General features: G+C 59.4%; 18 protein-coding genes, 2 tRNA genes and 2 pseudogenes. 12 read left to right on the plus strand and 10 right to left on the minus strand.

Translation table 11 applies throughout. The features are described 5' to 3' along the window. Positions 1-765: a class I SAM-dependent methyltransferase gene (locus tag IPP03_21395; GenBank protein ID MBL0355063.1), complete on the minus strand. Its 765-nt coding sequence runs from the start codon at positions 763-765 to the stop codon at positions 1-3. A gap of 686 nt (positions 766-1,451) precedes the next feature. Here IPP03_21395 and rimP point away from each other — a divergent pair. From rimP to pnp, 7 genes are all read left to right on the plus strand, one after another. Further along, positions 1,452-1,892, plus strand: a complete 441-nt coding sequence (rimP, locus tag IPP03_21400; protein ID MBL0355064.1) for a ribosome maturation factor RimP — start codon at positions 1,452-1,454, stop codon at positions 1,890-1,892. Positions 1,893-1,913: 21 nt separating this feature from the next. Further along, positions 1,914-3,386, plus strand: a complete 1,473-nt coding sequence (nusA, locus tag IPP03_21405; GenBank protein ID MBL0355065.1) for a transcription termination/antitermination protein NusA — start codon at positions 1,914-1,916, stop codon at positions 3,384-3,386. A 17-nt stretch (positions 3,387-3,403) separates the two neighbouring features. Further along, complete coding sequence (infB, locus tag IPP03_21410; protein ID MBL0355066.1) at positions 3,404-6,124, plus strand: translation initiation factor IF-2; 2,721 nt, start codon at positions 3,404-3,406, stop codon at positions 6,122-6,124. Continuing rightward, positions 6,121-6,492, plus strand: a complete 372-nt coding sequence (gene rbfA / locus IPP03_21415) for a 30S ribosome-binding factor RbfA (GenBank protein MBL0355067.1) — start codon at positions 6,121-6,123, stop codon at positions 6,490-6,492. The genes infB and rbfA overlap by 4 nt, the downstream gene beginning before the upstream one ends. Before the next feature lie 7 nt (positions 6,493-6,499). Next, positions 6,500-7,399: a tRNA pseudouridine(55) synthase TruB gene (gene truB / locus IPP03_21420; GenBank protein MBL0355068.1), complete on the plus strand. Its 900-nt coding sequence runs from the start codon at positions 6,500-6,502 to the stop codon at positions 7,397-7,399. A gap of 106 nt (positions 7,400-7,505) precedes the next feature. Beyond that, positions 7,506-7,775, plus strand: coding sequence for a 30S ribosomal protein S15 (gene rpsO / locus IPP03_21425; protein ID MBL0355069.1), 270 nt, complete (start codon positions 7,506-7,508; stop codon positions 7,773-7,775). A 103-nt stretch (positions 7,776-7,878) separates the two neighbouring features. Beyond that, a complete protein-coding gene (gene pnp, locus IPP03_21430) occupies positions 7,879-10,008 on the plus strand; it encodes a polyribonucleotide nucleotidyltransferase (GenBank protein ID MBL0355070.1) in 2,130 nt (709 codons plus the stop codon). Positions 10,009-10,117: 109 nt separating this feature from the next. Here the strand turns inward: pnp and dksA are convergent, their stop codons facing one another. Further along, positions 10,118-10,480 (minus strand): RNA polymerase-binding protein DksA, encoded by a 363-nt coding sequence (gene dksA, locus IPP03_21435; GenBank protein ID MBL0355071.1) that lies wholly within the window; start codon positions 10,478-10,480, stop codon positions 10,118-10,120. Positions 10,481-10,683: 203 nt separating this feature from the next. On the opposite strand from dksA, the gene IPP03_21440 reads away from it, so the two are divergent. The 3 genes from IPP03_21440 to galE all read left to right on the plus strand — a co-directional run bounded on the left by IPP03_21440 (position 10,684) and on the right by galE (position 11,924). After that, a tRNA-Pro gene (locus IPP03_21440) sits at positions 10,684-10,760 on the plus strand. 24 nt (positions 10,761-10,784) lie between these two features. Next, a tRNA-Arg gene (locus IPP03_21445) sits at positions 10,785-10,861 on the plus strand. A 52-nt stretch (positions 10,862-10,913) separates the two neighbouring features. Further along, positions 10,914-11,924 carry a UDP-glucose 4-epimerase GalE gene (gene galE, locus IPP03_21450; GenBank protein ID MBL0355072.1) on the plus strand — a complete coding sequence of 337 codons (1,011 nt, stop codon included), beginning with the start codon at positions 10,914-10,916 and terminating at the stop codon, positions 11,922-11,924. A 296-nt stretch (positions 11,925-12,220) separates the two neighbouring features. Here galE and IPP03_21455 read toward each other — a convergent pair whose 3' ends face one another. Both IPP03_21455 and IPP03_21460 read right to left on the minus strand, forming a co-directional pair. Next, a complete protein-coding gene (locus IPP03_21455; GenBank protein ID MBL0355073.1) occupies positions 12,221-13,090 on the minus strand; it encodes an IS1634 family transposase in 870 nt (289 codons plus the stop codon). 32 nt (positions 13,091-13,122) lie between these two features. Then, a pseudogene (locus IPP03_21460) lies at positions 13,123-14,187 on the minus strand (IS21 family transposase). A 55-nt stretch (positions 14,188-14,242) separates the two neighbouring features. On the opposite strand from IPP03_21460, the pseudogene IPP03_21465 reads away from it, so the two are divergent. Continuing rightward, a pseudogene (locus IPP03_21465) lies at positions 14,243-15,696 on the plus strand (IS3 family transposase). Beyond that, positions 15,629-16,306 (plus strand): IS3 family transposase, encoded by a 678-nt coding sequence (locus IPP03_21470; protein ID MBL0355074.1) that lies wholly within the window; start codon positions 15,629-15,631, stop codon positions 16,304-16,306. The pseudogene IPP03_21465 and the gene IPP03_21470 overlap by 68 nt, the downstream one beginning before the upstream one ends. 217 nt (positions 16,307-16,523) lie before the next feature. Here the strand turns inward: IPP03_21470 and IPP03_21475 are convergent, their stop codons facing one another. From IPP03_21475 to prsK, 6 genes are all read right to left on the minus strand, one after another. Further along, on the minus strand, positions 16,524-16,703 hold the full coding sequence (locus IPP03_21475; protein ID MBL0355075.1) for a hypothetical protein: 180 nt from the start codon (positions 16,701-16,703) through the stop codon (positions 16,524-16,526). A gap of 74 nt (positions 16,704-16,777) precedes the next feature. Continuing rightward, positions 16,778-17,668 (minus strand): transglycosylase SLT domain-containing protein, encoded by an 891-nt coding sequence (locus tag IPP03_21480; protein MBL0355076.1) that lies wholly within the window; start codon positions 17,666-17,668, stop codon positions 16,778-16,780. Between the two features lie 14 nt (positions 17,669-17,682). Next, the gene (locus tag IPP03_21485; GenBank protein MBL0355077.1) at positions 17,683-18,963 is read right to left on the minus strand and encodes a nucleotide sugar dehydrogenase; all 1,281 of its coding nucleotides are present in this window, start codon (positions 18,961-18,963) and stop codon (positions 17,683-17,685) included. A gap of 30 nt (positions 18,964-18,993) precedes the next feature. Next, positions 18,994-21,759: a PEP-CTERM system TPR-repeat protein PrsT gene (prsT, locus tag IPP03_21490; protein MBL0355078.1), complete on the minus strand. Its 2,766-nt coding sequence runs from the start codon at positions 21,757-21,759 to the stop codon at positions 18,994-18,996. Between the two features lie 32 nt (positions 21,760-21,791). Next, positions 21,792-23,150, minus strand: a complete 1,359-nt coding sequence (prsR, locus tag IPP03_21495; protein ID MBL0355079.1) for a PEP-CTERM-box response regulator transcription factor — start codon at positions 23,148-23,150, stop codon at positions 21,792-21,794. Next, entirely contained in the window at positions 23,147-25,261 is a 2,115-nt protein-coding gene (gene prsK / locus IPP03_21500; GenBank protein MBL0355080.1) for a PEP-CTERM system histidine kinase PrsK, read from the minus strand. The genes prsR and prsK overlap by 4 nt, the downstream gene beginning before the upstream one ends. Positions 25,262-25,281 lie beyond the last annotated feature (20 nt).

Below are 25,281 nucleotides of genomic sequence, written 5' to 3' on the forward strand. Positions count from 1 at the left end.
TCAATTGCTCGCCGGGACACCGACTTTCTCCTCTTCGGCAACTTTCAGTGTCAGCATCTGATACATGCCGCCGAAGAAACGCTGATCGCTGACTGTGGCAAAGCCGTTGGATTTTGGCAACCAGGCGCTAATTTCCTCTGTGAACAAGTCGCGGGCGAACGGCTCAAGGCGGTCCAGAACCGGCATCCAGAAATAGCGCAGCGGATTCAGGCGGCTCGCCGGTGCGTAATCGACGATGGTCAGCGTGCCGCCGGGACGGATCACCCGCAGCGCTTCCGCTAGGGTTTTCTCGCGCACGGCTTGCGGCTGTTCATGGAGCAGAAAGAACAGCAATGCCCGGTCGAAGCTCGCGTCGGCAAAACCGAGCGCCGCGGAGTCCATGCAATGCAGCTTGATCGGCAGATCCTGGGGCAGCTTGCCCGACAGATTCTCCAACTGGATCGGCAGGATATCGACGACCTCGAGCAGGCCATCCGGCGCCACGCGCTCCGCCAGTCGCGGGGTCAGATCCCCGTAGGCACAGGCGATCTGCAGGGTGCGCCCCATCAGGTTGTGGCCGTAATCGTTGAGCACCGCATTGCACAGGCGTTTGTAGTTGCCCCAGAGAATCAGGTTAACCAGCCACTGTCGCTCGAAGACGGTTACCGCATGCGGATGGATGTAGGCCCACCAGTAGTTCGCCTGCAGGTAGTGAGGTACGTCGGGGAGAGTCTTCGCAACGGTAGCGCAAGAGGCGGCAACTGTTTGATCGTAGCTGTTTTTCATTTTGCGGATGCCATCAAATGCTTTCGATACAAGTCCGGGAAAAGTGATCAAGCCGGCCGGACGCCAATGCGATGAACCGGTGCCGGCTGGCGAAGCCCCCGCTTCCGAGTCCGGCACATTAGCCCCTCAGCCCCTGCCGGCCAACCCGTGGTGAAGCCCACCAGTAACCATCGGGCCGTACCGTAACCGATCACCGGGTTGAACGCAACAGGATGGTGAGCCCGTGGAGCGAACAAGTAATCTGTCCCGAGCAGTAGCGAATGCTCTGTCCTGTTTCAGTTCTTCTTCGAGGAGGTGGCGAATGAAGCGGACGGACTTGTTACAGGAGGAAGATGCGATTTTAAGAAGTGTCTGCCCGAACAGACGTGGGATCAGATCGTGACCATGGACGATGCGACCGACGAGCACTACGCGATGTTCCCTGCGGCGCCGCGGCCTGCGCCTGCGCCTGGGCCTGGAAGGCAGGCACGGCAAGGGCCACGGAATTGCCGCCATCAAGGCACTGCTGGACAAGCTGACGCTAAAGGGCTCACTCCGAGGCAAATACGGTTGCCCTGTAAAGTCTGCCGGATTGATTTACCGGAATCAACAAACTCGTTATAATTCACCGGTTTTTCCCTCCCGCCATTTCCGACGGGGCATCTTTTCCGTGAGATGGGCGTTTCGCCCATTTTTTATTTGTGGCTATGGATTTAAACGCACTGCTTGAAATGACCGTTGTCGGTCTCGGTTATGAACTCGTCGATGTCGAGATGTCGCCCCGTGGCCGGACCATTCGCGTCTTCATCGACCTGCCGGGCAAGGAGAGCGGGGTCGATGTTGATGATTGCGCGCGCGTCTCCAATCAGCTTTCGCGCCTGCTGGATGTGGAGAATGTCGATTACGACCGTCTGGAAATATCGTCGCCGGGTCTTGATCGCGTGGTCAAGAAGCCCGAGGATTTCGAGCGCTTTGTCGGGCACGACATTCAGATCAAGCTGCGTATCCCCCAGGGCGGCCGCCGCAACTTCCAGGGAGAACTGACTGGTCTTACCGACGGCAAGGTTGGTCTGCGTCTGGAGAAGGATGCTGTGGAACTCGAATTCAATAATATCGACAGGGCACGTCTGGTGCCGCGATTCGACTGAAGGACTAGGAGGTTTTAGCCCATGAGCCGTGAAATTTTGCTGCTGGTCGATGCACTGGCTCGCGAGAAGAACGTCGGCAAGGAAATCGTTTTTGGCGCCCTTGAACTGGCGCTGGCTTCGGCGACCAAGAAGCGCATCCATGATGATGCGGATGTGCGGGTTTCTATCGACCGTGAAACCGGCAACTACGAGTCCTTCCGTCGCTGGCAGGTTGTCCTCGATGACGAGTACGTCAACGAATACCTCGAGGTGCCGTTTTCCGAGGCGCGCAAGGACGATCCGGAAATCGAGGCCGGCGACTCGCTCGAGGAGCCTCTCGAGCCTATCGACTTTGGTCGCATCGGCGCGCAGGCGGCCAAACAGGTCATCCTGCAGAAGATTCGCGACGCCGAGCGCGAGCAGATTCTGGCCGACTTCCTCGAACGCGGCGAGCATATCGTCTATGGCACCATCAAGCGCATGGAGCGGGGTAGCGCGATCATCGAAGCGGGCAAGATCGAGGCGGTGCTGCCGCGTGACCAGATGATCCCCAAGGAAAACCTGCGTATCGGCGATCGCGTCCGCGCCTATCTGTTACGTATCGACCGCAATGCGCGCGGACCTCAGATCATCCTGTCGCGAACCGCGCCGGAATTTGTCATCAAGCTGTTCGACCTGGAGGTGCCGGAGATCTCCGACGGCCTCATGGAACTCAAGGCCTGCGCCCGCGATCCCGGCTTACGCGCCAAGATCGCCGTCAAGTCCAACGACCCGCGCGTTGACCCGATTGGCACCTGCGTCGGCTTGCGCGGTTCGCGCGTCACCGCGGTGCGCAACGAAATTGGAGGCGAGAACATCGATATCGTGCTGTGGTCGGCGGACCCGGCACAGTTTGTCGTCGGCGCGTTGTCGCCGGCGGAGGTTTCGTCGATCGTCGTCGATGAAGAAAAGCATGCCATGGATGTCGTGGTCGACGAGGATAACCTCGCCATCGCGATTGGCCGCAACGGCCAGAACGTTCGCCTGGCCTCGGAACTGACCGGCTGGACGATCAACCTGATGACTCAGGATGAGTCGGTCAAGCGCTCGGAAGCCGAATACGCGGTCACCCGCGTCACCTTTATGGAAAAGTTGGACATTGACGAGGAACTGTCTGATCTGCTGATCGGAGAGGGCTTCTCGACGCTCGAGGAGGTCGCTTACGTTCCGCTCGCCGAAATGCTGGAGATCGATGGGCTGGATGAAGACATCGTCAATGAGCTGCGCAACCGGGCGCGCAATGTCCTGCTGACTGAGGCCATCGTGAACGAGGAGCAGTTCGAAGGCGTGGCCGACGACCTGTTGACGCTCGAGGGCATGTCCAGGGAACTGGCGGCCAAGCTGGCCGGCAAAGGGATCAAGAGTCGCGATGAACTCGCCGAGCTGGCGGTCGATGAACTTGTTGAAATGACCGGCATCGACGAACAGCGTGCCAAGGAAATCATTTTGAAGGCGCGTGCTCACTGGTTTGAGTGAGCGGGAGGGTAGCAAGCATGACCGCAACAACTGTTTCGCAATTTGCCGCAGAACTCAAGATGCCGGTGTCGGCTCTGCTCGAACAACTGGGCAGGGCGGGTGTCGCCACGAAGGAGAGCGCCGATGCGTTGACCGATCAGGACAAGGCAAGACTGCTCGATTACCTGCGCCGCGCCCATGGCGACGATTCGAAGACCAAGATTACGCTCACACGCAAGCAGACTTCGGAATTCAAGGCGACTGATTCGCATGGGCGTGCCCGGACGGTTCAGGTCGAGGTGCGCAAGAAGCGTGTCCTGATCAAGCGCGAAGCGGGCGATCATGTTGTCGAGCCGGTCGTCGAGGCAGTTGCCGAAGTGGTCGAAAAGCCGGCGGATCTGCCGGTCGTCGAGGCGGTTGTGGAAGTTGCACAGGTCGTCGAGGCGGTTGTGGAGGTTGCTCCGATCGTCGAGGCGGTTGTGGAGGTTGCACAGGTCGTCGAGAATGCGCCGGTGGTTGAGGCGCGGCCTGAAGTTAAGCCGCAGCCGACGGTTACGCTTGCTTCGGTGATCGGTAAGAGTGAGTTGCGTTCCCGCGAGGAGCAGGATCGTCGCTATAGCCAGTTGCGCGATATTCAGGAACAGGAGTTGAAGGCGAAGCTGGCCCGCGAAGCCGAACTGGTCCGCATGCGCCAGCAGGCCGAGGCGGCGGCCGAAGCCGCCAGACTGGCGGGGCAGGCGACACAACAGGCAACCGCCCAGGCGAAGACGCAGGAAGCCGCACCGGAGAAAGGCACGCTGCACAAGAAACCCGACGCACCGGGCAAGGATGCCAAGAAGGGCGGCAATGCTCGCGTCGACGACAGCCGCAAGAAGCCGGGAATCAAGACGCGCTCGGCCGATCCCGGCAGTTCGTGGAAGAGTGGCCGGCATGGTCACAGGAAGCATGGCCACGCGGTTGATGAGGGCCAGGGGAGCTTCCAGGCGCCGACCGAAATCGTTGTCCGCGAGATACATATTCCTGAAACCATTTCGGTGGCCGATCTGGCGCACAGGATGGCGGTGAAGGCCATAGAAGTCATCAAGGTGATGATGAAGATGGGGTCGATGGTCACCATCAACCAGGTGCTGGATCAGGAAACGGCCATGATCGTGGTCGAGGAGATGGGCCACAAGGCGTTTGCCGCCAAACTGGACGATCCGGATGCTTTCCTCGAGGAGTCCGCCGCGCTCAAGGATGTGCCGATGGAGCCGCGGGCGCCAGTGGTTACCGTCATGGGTCACGTCGACCACGGCAAAACCTCGCTGCTGGACTTCATTCGCCGCACCAAGGTGGCGGTGGGAGAAGCCGGTGGCATTACCCAGCATATTGGCGCTTACCACGTCCAGACCGACCGCGGCATGGTTACCTTCCTCGATACTCCCGGCCACGAGGCATTCACCGCCATGCGCGCACGCGGCGCCAAGGCGACCGACATCGTGATTCTGGTTGTCGCCGCCGATGATGGCGTGATGCCACAGACCCGGGAAGCGATTCACCACGCCAAGGCAGCCGGTGTACCGCTGGTCGTTGCGGTCAACAAGATCGACAAGCCCGACGCCAACCTGGACCGGGTCAAGCAGGAACTCGTGGCCGAAGGCGTCATTCCCGAGGAATACGGTGGTGATTCGCCGTTCGTGGCAGTTTCCGCGAAGAAGGGTATTGGTATCGACGAGTTGCTCGAGCAGGTGCTGCTGCAGGCAGAAGTTCTGGAACTGACGGCACAGAAGGATGCCCCGGCCAAGGGCTTGATCATCGAGGCGCGTCTCGACAAGGGGCGCGGTGCTGTGGCGACAATGCTGGTCTTGTCGGGGACCCTGAAGCGCGGCGATGTCGTGCTCGCTGGTCAGGTTTCCGGGCGGGTCCGAGCTATGCTGGACGAGAACGGCAAGGCGATCAACCATGCTGGTCCGTCGATTCCGGTTGAAATCCTCGGTCTGTCGGATGTGCCTGCGGCTGGGGAAGAAGCCATTGTTCTCTCGGATGAGAAGAAGGCACGTGAGATCGCCCTGTTCCGGCAGGGCAAGTTCCGCGATGTCAAACTGGCGAAGCAGCAGGCAGCCAAGCTCGAGAACATGTTCGAGCAGATGAAGGAAGGCGAGGTCAAGACCTTGCCGCTCATCGTGAAGGCCGATGTGCAGGGTTCGCAGGAAGCGCTGGTGCAGACGCTGGCCAAGCTGTCAAACGACGAGGTTCGGGTGCAGATCATCCATGGCGCCGTGGGTGGCATCAGCGAGTCCGATGTCAATCTGGCGCAGGCTTCCAATGCGGTCATCATTGGCTTCAATACCCGGGCCGATGCCAATTCGCGCAAGCTGGCCGAAACCTTCGGTGTGGACATCCGTTACTACAACGTGATCTACGACGCGGTCGACGAGGTCAAGGCAGCGCTTTCCGGGATGCTGTCGCCGGAGAAGCGCGAGCAGATCATCGGCCTGGTCGAGATCCGCCAGGTCTTCCATGTCTCCAGGGTTGGCGCCATTGCCGGCTGTTACGTTCTGGAAGGCGTTGTCAAGCGCAATTCCCGCATTCGCCTGCTACGCAACCATGTCGTGCAGTGGGACGGCGAACTTGAGTCGCTCAAGCGCTTCAAGGACGACGTCAGGGAAGTGCGCAGCAATTTCGAATGCGGTCTGTCGCTCAGGAACAATAACGATATCCAGGAAGGCGACCACCTCGAAGTGTATGAAATTCAGGAAGTGGCTCGCACATTGAAATGAACAAGGCTGGTTTCCAGCGCAGTGATCGGGTCGCGGAGCAGGTGCGCCGCGACCTCGCCGATCTGATTCGTAACGAACTGAAGGATCCACGGGTCGGCATGATCAGCCTGACGGCGGTCGAACTGACACCGGATTACGCGCACGCCAAGATCTTCTTCTCGACACTCGATGACGACCACCTGGAGGAGATCGAGCGCGGCCTCAAGCGGGCCGCAGGCTTTCTCCGCCGTGAGCTCGGCCGGCGAATTCACATCCACACGCTGCCCGAGCTGCATTTTGTCTTCGACAGATCAATCGAGCATGGCATCAGCCTCTCCCGACTGATCGATCAGGCTAATGCATTGAGCGACCAGACGCCCGAAGAATAGGGTTCGTATGCAAGTCAGGAAGACCTGGAAACAGGTCGATGGCGTTCTTCTGCTCGACAAGCCGCTCGGTCTGACTTCCAACGACGCCTTGCAGAAGGTGCGCCGCCTGTTTTCGGCGGCCAAGGGCGGGCACACTGGGACTCTCGACCCGCTGGCCAGTGGCCTGCTGCCGTTGTGTTTCGGCGAGGCGACCAAGTTCTCGGCCGACCTCCTCGATGCCGATAAGACCTATGAGGCAGTGATTCAACTGGGTGTCACCACCGATTCCGGCGACGCCGAAGGCAAGGTTACGAAGACTGCTGCGGTCAACGTCGAAATTGACGATATTTTGCGGGTACTGTCGCAATTTACTGGCGCGATTCGGCAGATCCCGCCGATGCATTCGGCGCTCAAGCGCAACGGCCGCCCATTGTACGAACTCGCGCGCCAGGGAATCGAAGTCGAGCGGGAGCCGCGGATGGTCACCATTCATGCCATCGACTGCCTGGGTTTTGGCGGCGAAAGCCTGACCTTGCGGGTTGCGTGCAGCAAGGGTACCTACATTCGTGTGCTGGCCGCCGACATCGGGGATGCGCTCGGCTGTGGCGCTCACCTGGCTGGTCTGCGCCGAACCAGGGTCGGTGATCTCGATCTGGGCGCTGCCGTGACGCTGGCGCATCTCGCGTCTCTCGACGAAGCGGGGCGGGCAGGTTGCCTGCAACCGGTCGATGACTTGCTGCGGACTCTGCCGGCGGCGATGCTCGAAGGCGAGGCGGCGGAACGCTTCCGCCACGGGAACCCGGTCGAACTACCGGCTGGCCTGAGCGGGAAGATCCGCGTCTATGTTGACCGCAGGCTGATAGGTGTCGGCGAATCGGCTACCGATGGCCGTTTGTGGCCCAAAAAGCTGGTGCAACTGATGCTTTGATTTGGTATCATGGCAGACCTTCTTTTGCCAAAAGGAAGGGATGTCCTGATCTGGCGCCGGCTCTATCAAACTGGGGCTGCGTCGTAACCAAGAAAGAGAGTTTGAAATGGCAATGACCACAGAATCCAAGGCCGGCATCGTCGCCGATTTTCAGCGCGCCAAGGGCGATACCGGTTCCCCGGAAGTCCAGGTTGCGCTGCTCACCGCCCGCATCAATGATCTGACTCCGCACTTCAAGGAGCACAAGAAGGATCACCATTCCCGTCGTGGTCTATTGCGGTTGGTCAGCCAGCGCCGCAAACTGCTGGATTACCTCAAGGGCAAGAACATCGATTCTTACCGTACCCTGATTACCCGCCTCGGTCTGCGAAAATAAGCCAGACCGAAGCGTTCGAGAGAGCGGCCCGGATAATTCCCGGCCGCTTTTTTCATTTGTTGTCGTTGTTGGCTGTTCATTGTGATGAGAGTGAAAGGAAATCATGTTTAATGTCGTGAAAAAGACGTTCGCCTACGGGGACCATCAGGTCACCCTCGAGACTGGCGAAGTTGCCCGCCAAGCCGGCGGTGCCGTGCTGGTGTCGATGGGGGAAACCGTGGTCCTGGTGACTGTCGTCGCCGCCAAGAATGCCAAACCCGGTCAGGATTTCTTTCCGCTGACTGTTGATTATCAGGAAAAGACCTACGCCGCCGGCCGTATCCCAGGCGGATTCTTCAAGCGCGAGGGTCGTCCCTCGGAAAAGGAGACGCTGACCTGCCGCCTGATCGACCGTCCGATCCGTCCGCTGTTCCCTGCTGGTTTCTACAATGAAGTTCAGGTCATTGCCACGGTAGTATCGCTGAACCCGGAAGTCGATTCGGACATTCCGGCCCTGCTTGGCGCCTCGGCTGCCTTGGCGATTTCCGGCATACCGTTCAACGGTCCGGTCGGTGCCGCGCGCGTCGGCTACATCAACGGCCAGTACGTGCTGTGCCCGACCATGAGCCAGCTCAAGGAGAGCCAGCTCGACCTCGTCGTCGCCGGTACCGAATCGGCCGTGCTGATGGTCGAGTCGGAAGCACGCGAGTTGTCGGAAGAAATCATGCTCGGCGCCGTCGTCTTTGGACACAACGAATCGGTCAAGGCCATCAATGCGATCAACGAACTCGTCGAGGAGGCGGGCAAGCCGGAATGGGACTGGCAGGCGCCGACGAAAGACGAGACTCTGATCGCTCGCCTGAACGAAGTGTGCGGCGCCAGGCTCGAGGAAGCCTACAACATCATCGTCAAGCAGACGCGCAGCCACGCCGTCAAGGATATCCGCGCCGAAGCGCTGGCTGCCCTGTGCCAGGGTGATGGAGCGCCGGACGAAAATGCCGTCGCCCACCTTTTCCACGAACTCGAAGCCAGCATCGTCCGTGGCCGTATCTTGTCCGGTGCGCCGCGGATCGACGGCCGTGACACGCGGACCGTGCGGCAGATCACCATGCGTTCCGGCATCCTGCCGCGCGCCCACGGTTCCGCATTGTTTACACGTGGCGAAACCCAAGCGCTGGCCGTCGCCACGCTCGGTACCAACCGCGACGAGCAGATCATTGACGCGCTGGCGGGTGAATACCGCGACCGCTTCATGCTGCACTACAACATGCCTCCATACGCTACCGGGGAATGCGGGCGCGTCGGTACGCCGAAGCGTCGCGAGATCGGTCACGGCCGTCTGGCCAAGCGTGCGCTGCTGGCTGTCCTGCCGAAGCCGGAAGACTTCTCCTACTCGATGCGCCTGGTTTCGGAAATTACCGAATCCAACGGTTCCTCATCAATGGCTTCGGTCTGTGGCGGCTGTCTGGCGTTGCTCGATGCTGGCGTGCCGCTCAAGGCGCACGTCGCCGGTATCGCCATGGGCCTGATCAAGGAAGGCAACCGTTTTGCGGTATTGACCGACATCCTCGGCGACGAGGATCATCTCGGCGATATGGACTTCAAGGTGGCCGGTACGACCACAGGCATAACCGCGCTGCAGATGGACATCAAGATTCAGGGCATCACCAAGGAAATCATGCAGGTCGCCCTGGCGCAAGCCCAGGAAGCCCGTCTGCACATCCTCGGCCTGATGCAGCAGGCAGTTGCTGGCCCGCGCGAAGAAATGTCGGCCTACGCGCCGCGTCTCTACACCTTCAAGATCAATCCGGAAAAGATCCGTGACGTGATCGGCAAGGGCGGCGCCGTCATCCGTGCGCTGACTGAGGAAACCGGCACGACGATCGACATCCAAGACGATGGCACGATCACCATTGCCGCCACCAGCGGCGAAGCGGCTGCCGCGGCCCGTTCGCGGATCGATGCGATCACCGCCGAAGTCGAGATCGGCAAGATCTACGAAGGCACTGTGCTCAAGATTCTTGATTTCGGTGCGATCGTTTCCGTGCTGCCGGGCAAGGACGGCCTGTTGCACATCTCCCAGATTGCCCAGGAGCGCGTCAACAAGGTCGAGGACTACGTCAAGGAAGGCCAGACGGTTCGTGTCAAGGTTCTGGAAACCGACGACCGTGGCCGCGTCAAGCTGTCGATGAAGGCCGCCGCAGCCGAAGAGGGGGCAGCCCCGCCAGCCGCCGCGCCGACTGTTGCGGTGTAGCAGGAGCAGCCGTAATCATCGCCTGGTCAGCAACACGAAAGGGCACCGCGAGGTGCCCTTTCATTTTCGCGGCTTCCGGACGGTCGACCGCGACAGGCAAGGCTGGCGCCTACTTCGCCATCTGCCTTTCCTTCATTTCATCCAGCGTCTTGCAGTCGATGCACAGGGTGGCCGTCGGGCGCGCTTCCAGGCGCTTGATGCCTATCTCGATGCCGCACTTGTCGCAGAAGCCGTAGTCAGCGCTCTCGATGCGAGCCAGCGTCTCGTTGATCTTCTTGATCAGCTTGCGTTCACGGTCGCGATTGCGCAATTCGATGGCGATATCGGTTTCCTGGCTGGCCCGGTCATTGGGGTCCGCAAATACCGTGGCTTCGTCCTGCATGGTGTGCACGGTGCGGTCGATGTCCTCGCCCAGCTCCTTCTTGAGCGTTTCGAGGATCTTGCGAAAATGCGCAAGCTGCTTCCCGCTCATGTAATCCTCCCCAGCCTTTGGTTCGTAGGGCGGGAAATGTTTATGTAATAAATCTTCAGCCATGTTGCTTGTGCATCCCAGTGAAGAAAAACGCGAATTTATATCAGAAAGCGGAGCGCGTTGCAAGGAAACTTTGTTAATCGAATATAGGCCTGTGATCTGGTGCGGGTTTACGGGGGATGTTAGAATCCTTTTTCCCGTGTCGGGGCGTAGCGCAGCCTGGTAGCGCATCTGCTTTGGGAGCAGAGGGTCGTGAGTTCGAATCCCACCGCCCCGACCAATTCCTTCTTTGATTTACCCTCAGGTGCCCGTAGCTCAACTGGATAGAGCAGCTGCCTTCTAAGCAGCAGGTCGGGGGTTCGAGTCCCTCCGGGCACGCCACTTTCGATCTACTTGCCTTGTCGGGCATTCAATCCAGATTGCAGGAACAGAGATGATTCTTGTCACAGGAGGTGCCGGGTATATCGGTTCGCATACTGTGGTCGAAATGCTGACCGCAAAGCTTGACCTGCTGATACTCGACAACTTTTCCAACAGTTCGCCCAAGGTGCTCGACGCGATTGAGCGGATTGTTGGCAAGCGGCCGCTCGTTGTTGGTGGCGATATCCGGGACAAGGCTGGCCTGCGCCGGATATTTGGTGAATATCCGATTCATGGCGTCGTTCATTTCGCGGGACTGAAAGCCGTTGGCGAGTCGGTTGAGAGCCCCTTGCGCTATTACGACAACAATGTCGCCGGCTCTCTCGCCCTGTTCGAGGCGATGGCCGAGGCGGGCGTCTTCCGTCTGGTCTTCAGTTCCTCGGCAACGGTCTACGGCGATCCGCACAGCGTGCCGATCCGTGAGGACTTCCCGCTGCAGGCGAGCAATCCCTACGGCCGCACAAAACTGATGATCGAGGACATGTTACGCGATCTCGCCGCCGCTGATCCGCGCTGGCGGGTGGCGCTGCTGCGCTATTTCAACCCGGTGGGGGCGCATCCGAGCGGAATGATTGGGGAAGATCCGCAGGGTATCCCGAACAACCTGATGCCCTTTGTGGCGCAGGTGGCTGTCGGCCGGCGCCCGGCGTTGTCGGTATTCGGTGGCGACTACCCGACGCCGGATGGTACCGGGGTGCGCGACTATATCCATGTGGTTGATCTGGCTCGCGGTCACCTTGCCGCCCTCAACGTCCTGGACACGCTGATGGCAGCGGTGCCGATTAACCTTGGGACTGGTCGCGGCCATAGCGTGCTCGAGGTTGTTGCAGCTTTCGAGAATGCCAGCGGAAGAAAAGTGCCGTTTCGCATTGTTGACCGCAGACCCGGTGATATCGCTGCCTGCTATGCCGATGCCTCCCTTGCCCGGGAACTGCTCGGCTGGTCGGCCGGTCGGGGCATGGCGACGATGTGTGAGGATTCCTGGCGCTGGCAGTCGACCAACCCGATGGGATTCGATAAGTGATCCGGCTGCTGCGATTTCCAAATTGCGCTCGGTGTTGAAAGTTCGTGACGTATTTCCCGTGACAGGGCAATCGCATTTAGCCTTGCTGGGAAAGGCCGCGCAATGAAGCCCGGCAATCTGGAAGACGATCAGCGGATTTGCGGCGTGAACGCAGGCTACGTTTGGGGAGCCGGGTATCCTGGCGCAGCAAGGCCTGACTTTGACACCGCCGAGTAACACGCCTCTCGGAAAGCCGCATGGCGCAAGGCATTCGGCGATGTTGCCGGAATGGGTGTGTATCTAGGCGGGGAAGGCAGTCAATCCCGGTTCAGCACGGGTTTTGGCGGTTTTATTTTTAACGCTTTCAATCGCTTAGCGGCATCCGGCGAAGGTTCTGTGACCTGCCAGACACGACCGTTGGGGCTGGACAATAGCGCCAACTGGACTCGCTTCAGATCGTCCCGGATGTTGCGCCAGGTATCCTGACAAGCGTGCTCGATAGTGCGCTCGAGCAACAGCGCGAGGACCGTGATGGCAATGTGGGCGTGAATGCGATGCGGCGCCCAGTGGAACACCGGACGCATCTTCAAACCACTCTTCATCGTCCGCCAGGCCTCCTCCACCCGTTGCTGCTGTTTGTAGCCCAGCGCCATGTCTTCCGCCGTCAGCGTATCGTCGTTGCTATGCACCACGAACTTGCCGTCGAAGCGCGCCAGTTCAGTGATCGCCTGGCGATCGATCGTCAAGCCCGCTTTCGTTTCCTTCAGCAAGCGCCCGTAGCGGGCGCTGGTACGCAAGGCACAGACCCGTTTCGTGTGGCTCACTTTCGCCAGATCGGACAGGCTCGCGAGTTCGGCTTCCAGTTCGTTGAGCAGTTCCTCGCGATGCGCCTTATGGCGTTTCGCTTCCAGCGGATTGAAGCAGACCGCATAGCGTCGCCGTCTCTCCCCATCACCGACAATGACTTCCTTGACCTGCAGATTCTCAGCAACGGTGCGGTAGCGTCCCGGACGCGATAGCACTTCCTCGGTGACCTCGTCACCACGGCGCATCGGCATCGCCAGCAAATACTTGCCGCCGCCCTTGGACAAGGTCTGCAAGTTCGCCTGCGAGACCATGCCGGCATCGCCGACAAACAGACAGCGGGTGAGTTGCCAGCCGCGCAGGTCTTCCTTGAACTTCGCCACCGTGGTGACATCATCGGCGCGCCAACAGTTACGCCATAACGTTCGAGCAGATCAGCCAGCGCGCGAACTGTCCGCCCCAGCGACTCGCCGCGTTCGGCGGCCTGGGTCAGCAATTCCCGACTGGCCGGCACCGCCTGCACCAGATGATCCGTGGCGCGATGCGTACGGGCCTGATGTTTGTGTTCAACCAAGGTCGCGACGTGTTCGGGCCTCTCGATTTGTTGCCGCCGATCGAAGCTGCGGGGATGCGTGGCGACCACCGCCTGACCATCGAGAATGCGGACGTGATCCAGACTGGCGGTCACGGTGAGCGTGCGGGCCACGCAGGTGTGCGGGATCGAGTAGTCGTTGAGGTCGAAGCGCACATACGGCGTCTTGCCGGCCGACACGGCCTTGATCTCGTCGGCCGGAAAGGCATCGCCGGGCAGGGTCAGCAGCCGAGCTTGCTCCTGGAAGAACGCTTCGCGCACCGTCAGTGACTTGTCCTCCGGACAGCGCCGCTCGCCCGCCGGCCCGCACACCCAGGCATCGGCCTGAGCATTGAGGTCGGCAACGTCCTTGAAGCTGCGCCCAGCGAAGAAGGCATCGCGGATATAGCGGATCGCCCGTTCCACACGCCCTTTCTCGTTTCCCCGCGCCACGGCCACCGGGCGGAGTTCGAAACGGTAATGTCCGGCCAGCGCCAAGAGCGTCGGGTTGAAACGGATGATCTGTCCTTGCCGCTCCAGCACTGCACTCTTCAGATTGTCATAGAGCGCGACGCGGGGACAGCCACCCCAGGCGGTTACGGCGCCGACATGGCCGCGCAGGAAGTTCTCCATATGAGCGCCGAGATAGAAGCGCAGGAAGATCTGGCGCGACCAGGACAGCACGGCCACAAAGCCCATCAGCGGCCGCCGGGCACGACCGATCTCCAGATGGCCGAAGTGACCCCAATCGATTTGCATCTGCTCGCCGGGTAGGGTGCGAAGGCGCAGGAAGGCTTCGGCTTTGGCGCGGGGTCGGTGGCGGGCAATCAGATGCCGGAAGTGATCCGGGCGCCCCGGGTAGCCCCGGGTCTTGACCATGCCGTACAAGCGACTGGCGCGTAAGGGCCATGTGACGGTGATCTCCTGTCGGTTCGTCGAGAACGGCAAATCCGACGACGCAGGAACCCTTGAGCGTTGGCGAGATGACGCGCAGTCCATGCCCGCCCGAGGGCGGGCATGGACTGTGGCGGCGCGCCTGGAGGCGGTGATCGTCACTGCGGCGCTGGACGAAACCAGCAAAAGCGCGTGGTGTCGAGAGCACGGCGTTTATCCGGACGAGCTGATCAAATGGTGGGCCAGCGCCACGACAGCGTTGGCCGAACCGGAAGAAGTCAGAGCCAGCCCGCAAGCAACCCGACAAGACCGCAAACGCATCAAGGAACTCGAACGCGAATTGCTACGCAAGGCCCGGGCACTCGCTGAAACCGCTGCCCTGCTAGTTCTCTCAAAAAAAGTCGCGGCGATCTTCAACAAAGGCGATGCCGAATGATCGGCCTTGAAGATCGCCAAGCCTTGGCCCAAGACATCCATACCGCCCATGTCGCCGGTGCTCGGCTCAGGCTTGCCTGCGAGGTAGCCGGCATCGAGTTACGCACCTTGCAACGCTGGAAAGCCATTGAGGGCGGCATCTGCGCAGATCGCCGGCCCTTGTCCATGCGCCCGACGCCCAGGCACGCGCTCAGTGAGGCCGAACGCACGCAGGTGCTTGCCGTGGCCAACGAGCCACGCTTTGCGGCCGTGCCGCCAGCGCGCATGGTGCCGATGCTGGCTGATGAAGGGATTTACCTGGCCAGCGAATCCACCTTCAGCCGAGTGCTGCGTGAGCACGGTCAAACCACCCTCCGAGGACGGGCCAAGGCGCCCAGGCAACAGCGAGTGCCGACCACGCACATTGCCACCACGCCGCGCCAGGTGTGGTGCTGGGACATGACTTATCTGCCAGGCAAGGTTAAGGGGCACTGGTTTCACCTTTATCTCATCCTCGACCTGTATAGCCGCAAGATTGTCGGCTGGGAGGTGCACGGCAGCGATCACGCCGACCATGCCGCGCATCTGGTGCGCCGTACGGCGCTCGCCGAGGGGATTGCCGCACTCGCGACCAAGCCTGTTCTGCACGGCGACAACGGCTCGACGCTCAAGGCCACGACGGTGCTGGCGATGCTCAACTGGCTGGGAGTCAGGCCCTCGTATTCTCGACCCCGAGTCAGTGATGACAATGCTTACGCGGAATCGTTGTTTCGGACGGCCAAATACCGCCCTGAGTTTCCTGCTAACGGCTTTGCCGAGCTCAACGACGCCAGGACCTGGGCAGTCAGCTTCGTGCACTGGTACAACGTCGAGCATCGGCACAGTGGCATTCGTTATGTCAGCCCAGCCCAGCGCCATGCCGGCGAGGATCTCGCCATTCTCGCGGCCCGACATGCCGTCTATACCTCAGCGCGTGATCTCAACCCGGCGCGCTGGACTGGTCAGACACGAAATTGGACGCCGGTCGGTGTAGTGACCCTCAATCCAGATCGCGATTGCATCGCCAACGCGCATCTGGAAGACAAGCTTATTCCGCCATTGGCTGCATGACCGAGGCGACAACTATCTTGACGCGCGCCGCACCCCGAAGCCCGACACCAGTCGGCCCCATCCCGAGCACAAGATCTACCCCTACCTTCTGCGGGACATGAGCATTGACCAGCCTAATCAGGTCTGGGCCACCGACATCACCTACATCCCGATGCAGCGAGGCTTTCTGTACCTCGCCGCCATCCTGGACTGGGCGACAAGACGGGTGCTGGCCTGGCGGCTGTCCAACACGCTGACGGCGGACTTCTGTGTCGAAGCGCTCAAGGAAGCGATTGCCCGATACGGCCAGCCCACGATCTTCAACACCGACCAGGGCAGTCAATTCACCAGCGAGGAATTCACGGGCGTGCTCAAGGCCCACAAAATCCAGATCAGCATGGACGGACGTGGACGCTGCTACGACAACATCTTCGTCGAACGCCTGTGGTGGACCGTGAAACACGAGTGGGTCTATCTGCGCCCGGCGGCAAACGGCATTGAGCAAAAGCGTAGCTTGGCCGAATGCTTCGACTGGTACAACCGCCGACGGCCCCACCAGTCGCTCGCGTGGCAAACACCGGACGATGCCTACTTCGGCGCGCTGGCCGCCGCGCAAGCTCTGACGGCGTGAAAGGCGAAAAGCACCCTGCACCGTGGATTTGTGGACAGTCGGCTGCCCCGATCCCCGCCTAACCGCGTTGCCGCGGTTCCCTATGGACAAGCCATGGAAAACGCTTCGCGTTTCCCACCGCTTGCCCACAGGTCGGCGGCTGCCCACAAGCTCCACAGCGCCTACCACTATCCGTTTAAAATCCGGGAACGTCAAAACCATCTCCCAACCACCGGCCTTAGCTTATTCCACCCCGGTGACTGTCCAAGGGACCGGAGCCACCGCAGTTCGTCGCGATGAGGTTGCCGCCGTCGATCACAAAGCCCGTGCCGCGCATGGCAAACTGCGGACTGTCGGTCTTCTTGTAGGTGCCGACGACGACGACCGAAGGCTTGACCTGCTGGATCGTGTCGGACATTTCGGCTGACGCCATACTCGACAACAGGCAGGCAAGGAATGCCAGCAGGAATCGGGGATGGGGTCGGGCGCGTATCACATCAGCCTGCGCGAGGCGATTTTTTGCAGGTCCGGTGAAGGATCGGTCACCGCCGGGTCATAGGGGTGCTCGTCACGCTTGAAGATTTCGCGGATGCGCTTCACATAGACTTGCGTTTCGGCATAGGGTGGAATGCCGGCATGGCGATTTACGGCGCCCTCGCCGGCGTTGTATGCGGCCGCAACCAGTGTGATATCCCCCTTGAAGTAGGCCAGCAACCAGCGCAGATAGGCCAGTCCGCCGCGGATGTTCTGCTCGGGATCAAAAGGCTTCTTGACATTGAAGCGTTCGGCTGTTTCCGGAATGAGTTGCATCAATCCCTGCGCGTTTTTCGGTGACACAGCACCGGGATTAAAGTTGGATTCGGCGCGAATTACCGCCATCGCCAGACGCGGGTAAATGCCATATTCCGGTGCGAGTCTCAGGACCATTTCCATGACCTTGCGCCGATCGGGGGCCGCCTGCGCGACGATATCGCGTCCATCGCTATCGAACAGGCACTCTGGCGGTTTACTGACCGGGTCGCCGACCTGGCGTAGCATTCGCTGCGAGAGCGCATCCCCTTGCTTGGCAGCCATCGCGAAGAAGTAGGCGGCGGTCGCATCGTCGCGCCGAACGCCGCGCCCATTGGCGTACATCCAGCCGAGGTTGTACTGAGCCTCGACATCACCCAGGCGCGAAGCTTCGCAATAGAGTTGCACCGCCTTGGCGGGATCGCGCGTTGTGGTGTTCCCATGCTCGTAGCTGCGTGCCTCGACGCGGAGGGCGACCGCCCTCTCACTCTTGAGGGGGTCGGCGATTGCCAACTTACTGAAGGTGGTTACGGCAAGCAGGGCGCAAAGCACCCAAGGCCTGGGAAGGTATTGATCAAATCTTGCGCGCTTCATCTTGGACCTTCTCCTTACAGACGCCAGAGTTCAACACCCGACCCGGCAAGGGCTGAAGTTTCGAACATGCTCTTCACGTCGGTTATCACACCATCTCTTTCAAGTTTAGACAAGAAATCGCCAACTGGCCGATCTTTGAATTCGCGGTGGTTGACCGCAGCAACAATGGCCCCTGCCTTGGGCAGATCGTCCCAAGTACGCAGATCGATCCCATATTCGTGAAAGGCCTCCTTTGTGTCCGCCACCGGGTCGTGAACAACGACTTTGGCGCCGTAGGATTCCAACTCGCGAATGACGTCGATGACCCGTGAGTTGCGCAGATCGGGACAGTCTTCCTTGAATGTAAGACCGAGAACGATGATCGGGCAGTCCTTGACCGGATGGCCTCTTCGCACCAGTTGCTTGATCGTTTGTTCGGCGACAAATTTGCCCATGCCGTCATTGATGCGGCGACCGGCCAGGATCACCTCAGGATGATAGCCGAGCTTCTGGGCCTTGTGGGTCAGATAGTACGGATCGACACCGATGCAGTGGCCGCCGACAAGTCCGGGACGAAAGGGCAGGAAGTTCCACTTCGTGCCGGCGGCCTTGAGAACCTCGAGCGTATCGATGCCGATCTTGTCGAAGATGATGGCTAGTTCGTTCATCAGGGCGATGTTCAGGTCACGCTGAGTATTTTCGATCACCTTCGCGGCCTCTGCCACCTTGATGCAGGAAGCGGGGAAGACACCAGCCTTGATCACGCTTCCGTAGATCTCGGTAACTGTTGCCAGCGTCTCGGGGGTGTCGCCCGAGACCACCTTGACGATCTTGGTGACGGTACGTTCCTTGTCGCCGGGATTGATGCGTTCCGGCGAATAGCCAACAAAGAAATCGGCTTTCCATTTCTTGCCCGAATATTGCTCAAGGATGGGAATGCAGACTTCCTCGGTGGCTCCTGGATACACCGTCGACTCGTATACGACGATTGCTCCCTGCTTCAGGTTTTGGCCGACGGCGCGCGAGGAACTGACCAGCGGACTGAAATCGGGCTGATGTGCGTCGTCGACGGGAGTAGGTACCGCGACAATCACGAAATCAGCTTCTTTCAACGCATGTGGGTCGGTACCCATCTCGAGCAGCGTAGCAGCCTTGAGGTCTTCAGTGCTTACCTCACCGGTTGGGTCGAAATGCTGTTTGTAACAAGCGACCTTCTCGGCCGACAGGTCGACACCGATGGTACGGAATTTCTTGCCGAATTCCACTGCCAAGGGAAGTCCCACATAACCCAGTCCGACAACGGCTATTGTTTTCATGATCTTTCTCGTTCTGTGTTGAAATGAATTCTAGAGTGTTCCCTGCAAGCGCTTTACTTCTGCTTGTTCGGAGAATTTGTTGCCCAGCTGGGTGAGAGTATCGAGTTCCACACGAGCTTCATCCTTGCGCCCGGCACGGATCAGAACCTTGGTCAGATTAAGGCGAACCGCGGCAGCCTGCGGCGCAATCTCCAGCGCCTTGCGCAGCAATGCGGTCGCGCCCGTCGTGTCCCCTTGTTCAGCCATCAGCATGGCCTGCGTGTCCATGAATGCTGGCTGGTTGGGAGCAAGTCTGTTGGCTTTTTCGGCGTACTCCAGGGCCTTCGTGGATTTCATCTGCCCGGAAGCCCATGCCAGATTGTTAAGTGCGAGGGCGTTCTCTGGCTGGAGGTCGACTGCCGCACGATAGTAATGCACGGCAGCCGGGTAGTCCTTGCGCGCCGTCGCAAGATCACCCAAATAGAGGCGGAATGCGACATCCTTTGGATGGTCCTTCAGCCAGGAGGTGGCAGCCTTGTCAGCGTCGGCAGTTTTTCCAGCAGAAACAAAGGCTCTGTGCAGCTTTATGGCCAGCTCAGAAGCAGGTGCTTGGCGGATTCCATTCATGTAGGCGGCCGCGGCATCTGACCAGCGCCTTTGAGAGGCGTGGATATCCCCTTCGAGTATGTAACCAACGGCCTCATTGGGACGCTGTCCTTCAACCTCCCGAGCGATGGCAATCGCGTCGATGGTCTTGCCTTCCCCCAGTAGTATCCGAACAAGCTCTCGCTGCGCCTCGAACAGATTGGGCCTGATCTCCAGCGCTTTGCGCAAGTTCTTGACGGCCTCAACCGTGTTCTTGTTGGTTAGTTGGATCTCCGCCATGCGCAGGTATGGAAGTGGTGAGGATGGTTGCAAGGTGGCCAGTTTCCCATAGGTGGCCAAGGCCTTGTTGACCTCTCCGGCTCTTGCTTGCGCACGCCCGGCGGTATCCAGCAGTTCGGGCTTGTCAGGTATTGCGGCGAGCGCTTCCTGCGCGGCAGAATCGGCCTTCTTTGGTTCGTCGTTTGCCATATAGAAGTCAATCAATGCCAGTCTGGAGGCCACACCGTCGGGATTTACGCTGACTGATTTCTTGATCAATACGAGGGAATCAGCGGCGGTGCCGCCCGTAGCAGTGGTCAGTTTGGCCAGTGAGAGCAACGCTGGAATATTCTTTGGGTCCACCGCCAGAACTTCCTCAAAGCGCTTGCGCGCCCGGGTGGGATTGCCTTCGGCCATGTCCATTGACGCCAAGCTGGCGACCGCCGGGATATATGAGGGATTCAGCGCCATTGCCTTCTCGAAGCTCCGGCGCGCAGCCGTATTGTCCTTCTTGGCCAACAGAACACGTCCCTGCACGCTATAGGTCGCAGGATTGTCAGGTTGTTTCTTCTGGAGGGCGTCTGTGGCCTTCAGAGCACTGTCCAGTTCATTGCGACGCAGATAGTAGGCGATGAGTGCCTGGTCTGCAGTGATGCCATCATCGACACGTGATATCTGTTCAAATTCGCTTGCGGCTTCGGTGACTCTCCCTTGAGCCATATGGGCAACTGCCACGGCCGTTCGCTTCGTCAGGTCATGCGGATCGAGCTTGCTGGCTCTGTTGAGATACTCTTCGGCTTTCTTTGGATCGCCGGCTTGCAGGTACACCTCCCCGACCAGCACCAGAAAGTCCGGATCCTCATTGATCTTGCCCAGTACCGGTTGCAGGGTAGCGAGTGCTTTGGCAGGTTGGCCGGCGCGCAGATAATTCGTTATCAATAGACCGCGCGCAAGCCGCAGGTTCGGGGCCTGTTGCAGAGCCTTGGTGAGGTAGGACTCGGCCTGAAAATGCGCACCAAGTTGATACTCGGCCGCTCCGGCAAGTTGCAGTGCAGTCGGGTTGTTCGGCGCGGTCTTCAGCAGTTGTAGCGCCAGATCGCGCACGGTCCTGTACTCTTTGCGCTGGTATGCCATCTGCGCTTCAAGATAAATCGTCTGGGGATGATTGGGGGCAACCTTCTTCAGAGCTTCGAGTTGCCGTTCGGCATCCTCAACTGTGCCTTTCTGCATCATGGCGGAGATTATTGCCGAGTGCGCGGGAATGAAGTCCGGCCGGCTCTGAAGTGCCTTCTTGTATAACTGGATAGCGCCGTCCTGATCACCGGTGAGGGCGAGTAGAGAACCCTTGAGTACCAAAGCTTCGTGATTTGCAGGTGCTTTCGCCAGTATGCGGTCGACAGTTGCCAGCGAGCCAGAAATGTCCCTGTCCGCTGCCTTGCCCCTGGCTTCGACAATGAGCGCCGGTACAAAATCCGGCTGGGTAGCCAGCGCGGATGCAAGAGCAGCCTTCGACGCTTCAACTTTACCCAGAGCCTGGTAGGCAAGACTCAATGTCGTATTGAGATACGCCTTTGCTTCGCCAGTCAGTTCCGTCCGGGAGAACTCGTCGACGACCTTTTTTGCTTGGCCATTGGTGAGGAGGGCTTGGGCCAGCAGGGGAATTACCGACTCGGGGGCATACTTGAGGCCAAGTGCCTTTCTCAATTCGAGTTCGGCGCCTTGTGGATCCCCAGACTCGAGCAACGTCTTGCCGAGAAGGAAGCGCGCCTCGCCAAGATTCGGATTCATTTGCAGCGCATTCTTGAACTGGATGACGGCAGCTTTGCTGTCGTTCTTCGCAAGGTGGCTTTTTCCTGACGCCATGAGCGTATCGGGATTTTCGGCGCCACAGCCGGCGAACAGGGCCGCCACAACAAGTGCGGCGAGGGTGATACGATGGTAAATGGATGGCATTTTCAACATTCGATTTCCGGTATGTTTGCTCGCTATTTGAGTCCCAGGCGATGCATCATGTCATATAGGGTCGGGCGGCTGATTCCCAGCAACTCGGCGGCACGCCCCACATTACCGTTCGCTCTACCGAGCGCAGTGACTACGGCGCCCCTCTCGGCCGCATCGCGAACGTGGCGTAGATCGATGTAGCCGTCACCATCATCTGCCGCCACGTCCAAGTCGAGATCTGCGCGGGTGATTTGTTGGCCTTCAGCCATGATAACCGCGCGCTTGATGCAGTTCTCCAGCTCGCGGACATTTCCAGGCCAGCCATAAGCTTCGCTTGCCCGCACGGCATCTTCCGACAGGCTGATGTTTGCACGATGGTATTCAGCTGCGAAGCGGCGGACGAACACGTGGGCGAGGAGGGCAGGATCACCCTTTCGGGCACGCAGCGGGGGAATGGTAACGACAATCTCGGCCAGCCGATAGTACAGGTCTTCGCGAAAAAGCCCTTCCTTGATCAGCGCTTTCAGATCCTGATGCGTGGCGCCGACGATGCGGACGTCGACAGGAATCTCCTGGCGTCCGCCAAGTCGTTCCACGACTCGCTCCTGCAAGAAACGCAACAGTTTCGCCTGCAACGCCAGGGGCAGGTCGCCGATTTCGTCCAGCATCAGCGTTCCGCCACTGGCTGATTCGATCTTGCCTTGGGTCGTCTTGCAGGCACCGGTGAATGCGCCCTTTTCGTAGCCGAACAATTCGCTTTCAAGAAGATTGTCCGGAATCGCAGCGCAGTTGATTGCCACAAAGCGCGCTCCCCTACGGGGCGACGCTTCGTGCAGCCCACGCGCGAGAACCTCCTTGCCGGTACCGCTCTCGCCCAGCAGGAGGACAGTTGCATTGGTATTTGCAACCTTTTCGATTGTCCGGCAGGCGCTCAGCATGTCTCTGTCCCGGGTCAGCAGGCCGGCGAGCGCAGCTGGCTGGTGCAAGGCCTGAAGTCGCCGGTTTTCCTGCTGCAGGTCGAACAGTCTGAAGGCGCGATCTATCGTCAGTGTCAGGAGTTGGGGTTCGAACGGCTTGGCGAAGAAGTCGTAGGCGCCCAGCGCAATTGCGCGCAATGCGTTTACCTGATCGTTCTGGCCGGTAAGCACGATGACTTTCGTATCGGGGGCGGTGGCAAGAATCTGTTCAAGCAACAAAAACCCCTCGGATACCGAATCCGCGTGGGGTGGCAGTCCGAGGTCCATGGTCACGACCGCCGGATTGTGGCGGTGAACCTGGATCAGGGCGCTCTCACGGTCGCTTGCGGTCAACGCGTCGAACTTGTCGAAAGACCAGCGCAGTTGCTTCTGCAACGCCAGGTCATCTTCAACAATCAGCAGGGCACGTGGCTTCTCGTCGGTCACGCTCGCTCCGTTTCATGCAGGTCGGACTTTGTTCCCGCATCGAACAAGGGAAGAATCATCGTTACCCGCGTCCCTCCATTTTCTTGGCTTGCAACCTGCAATTCGCCACCTATTTCGCGTATGTACTGTGCGCTTTCATAGGCGCCGATCCCCATCCCCGCCTGTTTTGTGCTCTGGAACGGCTTGAAGAGGCGATCCCGAATGAATTCCTCAGTCATTCCTAACCCCGTGTCGCCGACTTCAACCATCACCTGGTCACCATGGCGCTTCAGCGAAACCCAAACCCTGCCGTCTTCATCTGTGGCATCCAGCGCATTCTGAACAAGATGACCGATGACACGCTCCAGTCTCTCCGCGTGGCCTCGCGTTGCCAAGTATTCGCTTATCGTCATTTCAACAGTGCGTCCTTGTTTCATTTTACTCTGCCGTACGCGATTGATGACATCGGAAAGTTGCACGCCGCATGCCGTTCCGGGCGGGGTTGCACCTTCACGGAGCTGCATCATCAGCTGGCGCATGCGCTCGACTGAATGCTCCACCGTCATCAGCATGTCCTGCTGAAACTCTGGGTTGTCCCGGTGACGTTCGGCATTGCGCAGCATTAGGGAAAGTTGAGTAACGATGTTCTTGAGATCATGCACCACAAATGCCGACATTCTGTTGAACGCATCGAATTTCCGGGCTTCGAGGAGTGCTTCCGTAGCCTGCATCCGCGCCAGAAAACCTGCTGCCTGGCAGCCAGCGGTGCGAAGCACATCGTTCACTTCCCAATTCACATTGATGCGTGTCCGGGCACTGGCAAGAATCACGAAGCCGGTCATTTCCTGATTGACAATCAGTGGAACAACAAGCCAGGCGTTTGGAATGCGATATACCCACTCGGGCATTTCCAGTTCCGCATAGCGTCCCCGTGCCATCCGATACTCCTCGAGATTGATGACCCAGCCCCTGCTGACGAGGAAGCGGCAGAGAGATGAATCGCCGTCTTCGGAGACTTCATTGGCCGGGATGTTCCATCTTCCGGTCATCCTGAAGGTATTTTGCCCGGGTTCCTTGAGCCACAGGCCGCCTGCCGGGCTCTCGACCAGGTTGGCAAGGCCGCGTATGGTCTGTTGCCCAATGGCTTGGTGAGAGTCCTGTAATGACAGGGTCTGAGTAAAGCGCAACCATTCCTCACGGTAGTCGTAGCGATACCTGAAGAAATGCTTGCTCACAAGAACACGTAGTTTTGCCCGCATTGAGCCCGAGAAAACCAGTACCCCGAGGAACAGTAGCGAGATGAACAACAGCGAGAACTGCAGAGCACGTCCCCAGTCACCGCCGAAAAAACGGACGTAAGAACCGAGGGAAGCCATGAGCAGAAGATAGATAGCCGCAAACACAAGCGTGGCCGTGTGGAACGCGGCCTTCTGAGAAAATTGGATCTTTGCGCGCCAGTCACGGCTACGGATCGTGGCGACGAGAAGTAGCGGGATGACCAGCGCATGGACGAATCCGCGTATCGCATAAGCGTCGGCATCAATCCGGTTGAATAAAAGCGCGTCCGAATAGAGGTAGAGATCGAAGCCGAACTGCCCGAGCAGGGCCACGCACAGAGGCTTGACATTCCAGCGCGCGTCATCGGTTACGTTCCGGAAAACCTGTTCCAGAAGGATCAGGACAATGATGACCATTCCTAGACTCAGGAGAAGTTCCATCCTCACCCATTGAAACGCCTGAAACAAACCCATGGAAATCGCCAGATGCACACCGATACTGCCAGTCACCATTGCCCAGCCTGCAGGAATCATCCAGACGGGAAGGATCCGATCAATGCGTCGATGTGTCTCAGATGGAGAAAGCAGAAGGATCAGGAAGACATACCAGGCGCCATAGCGCAGGGTATCGAGTAGAACGCTCGATACAAGAAGAATGCGCTTGCCAGTCAGAGCAAACAGAGTGCCGACGATTGCCCAAAGGGCCGCGAGAACCACGGCTGCCATCATTGCCTGGACGCGCCGGTTACCACGCCAGCCCTGGCCGAGAGTAATGAGATGGACAGTCAGCAGTCCGTAACTGACTGCTGCCGTGCCCATGCTCCATGCGATCAGCGATGTCGTTTCGATATTCATGGTTCAGTCAGCAAACGACA

Source organism: Candidatus Dechloromonas phosphoritropha (genome assembly GCA_016722705.1).
In the GTDB taxonomy this organism is placed as follows: Bacteria; Pseudomonadota; Gammaproteobacteria; order Burkholderiales; family Rhodocyclaceae; genus Azonexus; species Azonexus phosphoritrophus.

What these genes read in the sequence shown, in the direction of transcription:
- prsK (MBL0355080.1), bottom strand. Translation starts at nt 25,261, where the DNA reads ATGAATATCGAAACGACATCGCTGATCGCATGGAGCATGGGCACGGCA.
- prsT (MBL0355078.1), bottom strand. Translation starts at nt 21,759, where the DNA reads ATGCCATCCATTTACCATCGTATCACCCTCGCCGCACTTGTTGTGGCG.
- nusA (MBL0355065.1), top strand. Translation starts at nt 1,914, where the DNA reads ATGAGCCGTGAAATTTTGCTGCTGGTCGATGCACTGGCTCGCGAGAAG.
- galE (MBL0355072.1), top strand. Translation starts at nt 10,914, where the DNA reads ATGATTCTTGTCACAGGAGGTGCCGGGTATATCGGTTCGCATACTGTG.
- rbfA (MBL0355067.1), top strand. Translation starts at nt 6,121, where the DNA reads ATGAACAAGGCTGGTTTCCAGCGCAGTGATCGGGTCGCGGAGCAGGTG.
- IPP03_21485 (MBL0355077.1), bottom strand. Translation starts at nt 18,963, where the DNA reads ATGAAAACAATAGCCGTTGTCGGACTGGGTTATGTGGGACTTCCCTTG.
- truB (MBL0355068.1), top strand. Translation starts at nt 6,500, where the DNA reads ATGCAAGTCAGGAAGACCTGGAAACAGGTCGATGGCGTTCTTCTGCTC.
- IPP03_21480 (MBL0355076.1), bottom strand. Translation starts at nt 17,668, where the DNA reads ATGAAGCGCGCAAGATTTGATCAATACCTTCCCAGGCCTTGGGTGCTT.
- pnp (MBL0355070.1), top strand. Translation starts at nt 7,879, where the DNA reads ATGTTTAATGTCGTGAAAAAGACGTTCGCCTACGGGGACCATCAGGTC.
- infB (MBL0355066.1), top strand. Translation starts at nt 3,404, where the DNA reads ATGACCGCAACAACTGTTTCGCAATTTGCCGCAGAACTCAAGATGCCG.
- rpsO (MBL0355069.1), top strand. Translation starts at nt 7,506, where the DNA reads ATGGCAATGACCACAGAATCCAAGGCCGGCATCGTCGCCGATTTTCAG.
- dksA (MBL0355071.1), bottom strand. Translation starts at nt 10,480, where the DNA reads ATGAGCGGGAAGCAGCTTGCGCATTTTCGCAAGATCCTCGAAACGCTC.
- IPP03_21395 (MBL0355063.1), bottom strand. Translation starts at nt 765, where the DNA reads ATGAAAAACAGCTACGATCAAACAGTTGCCGCCTCTTGCGCTACCGTT.
- rimP (MBL0355064.1), top strand. Translation starts at nt 1,452, where the DNA reads ATGGATTTAAACGCACTGCTTGAAATGACCGTTGTCGGTCTCGGTTAT.
- IPP03_21475 (MBL0355075.1), bottom strand. Translation starts at nt 16,703, where the DNA reads ATGTCCGACACGATCCAGCAGGTCAAGCCTTCGGTCGTCGTCGTCGGC.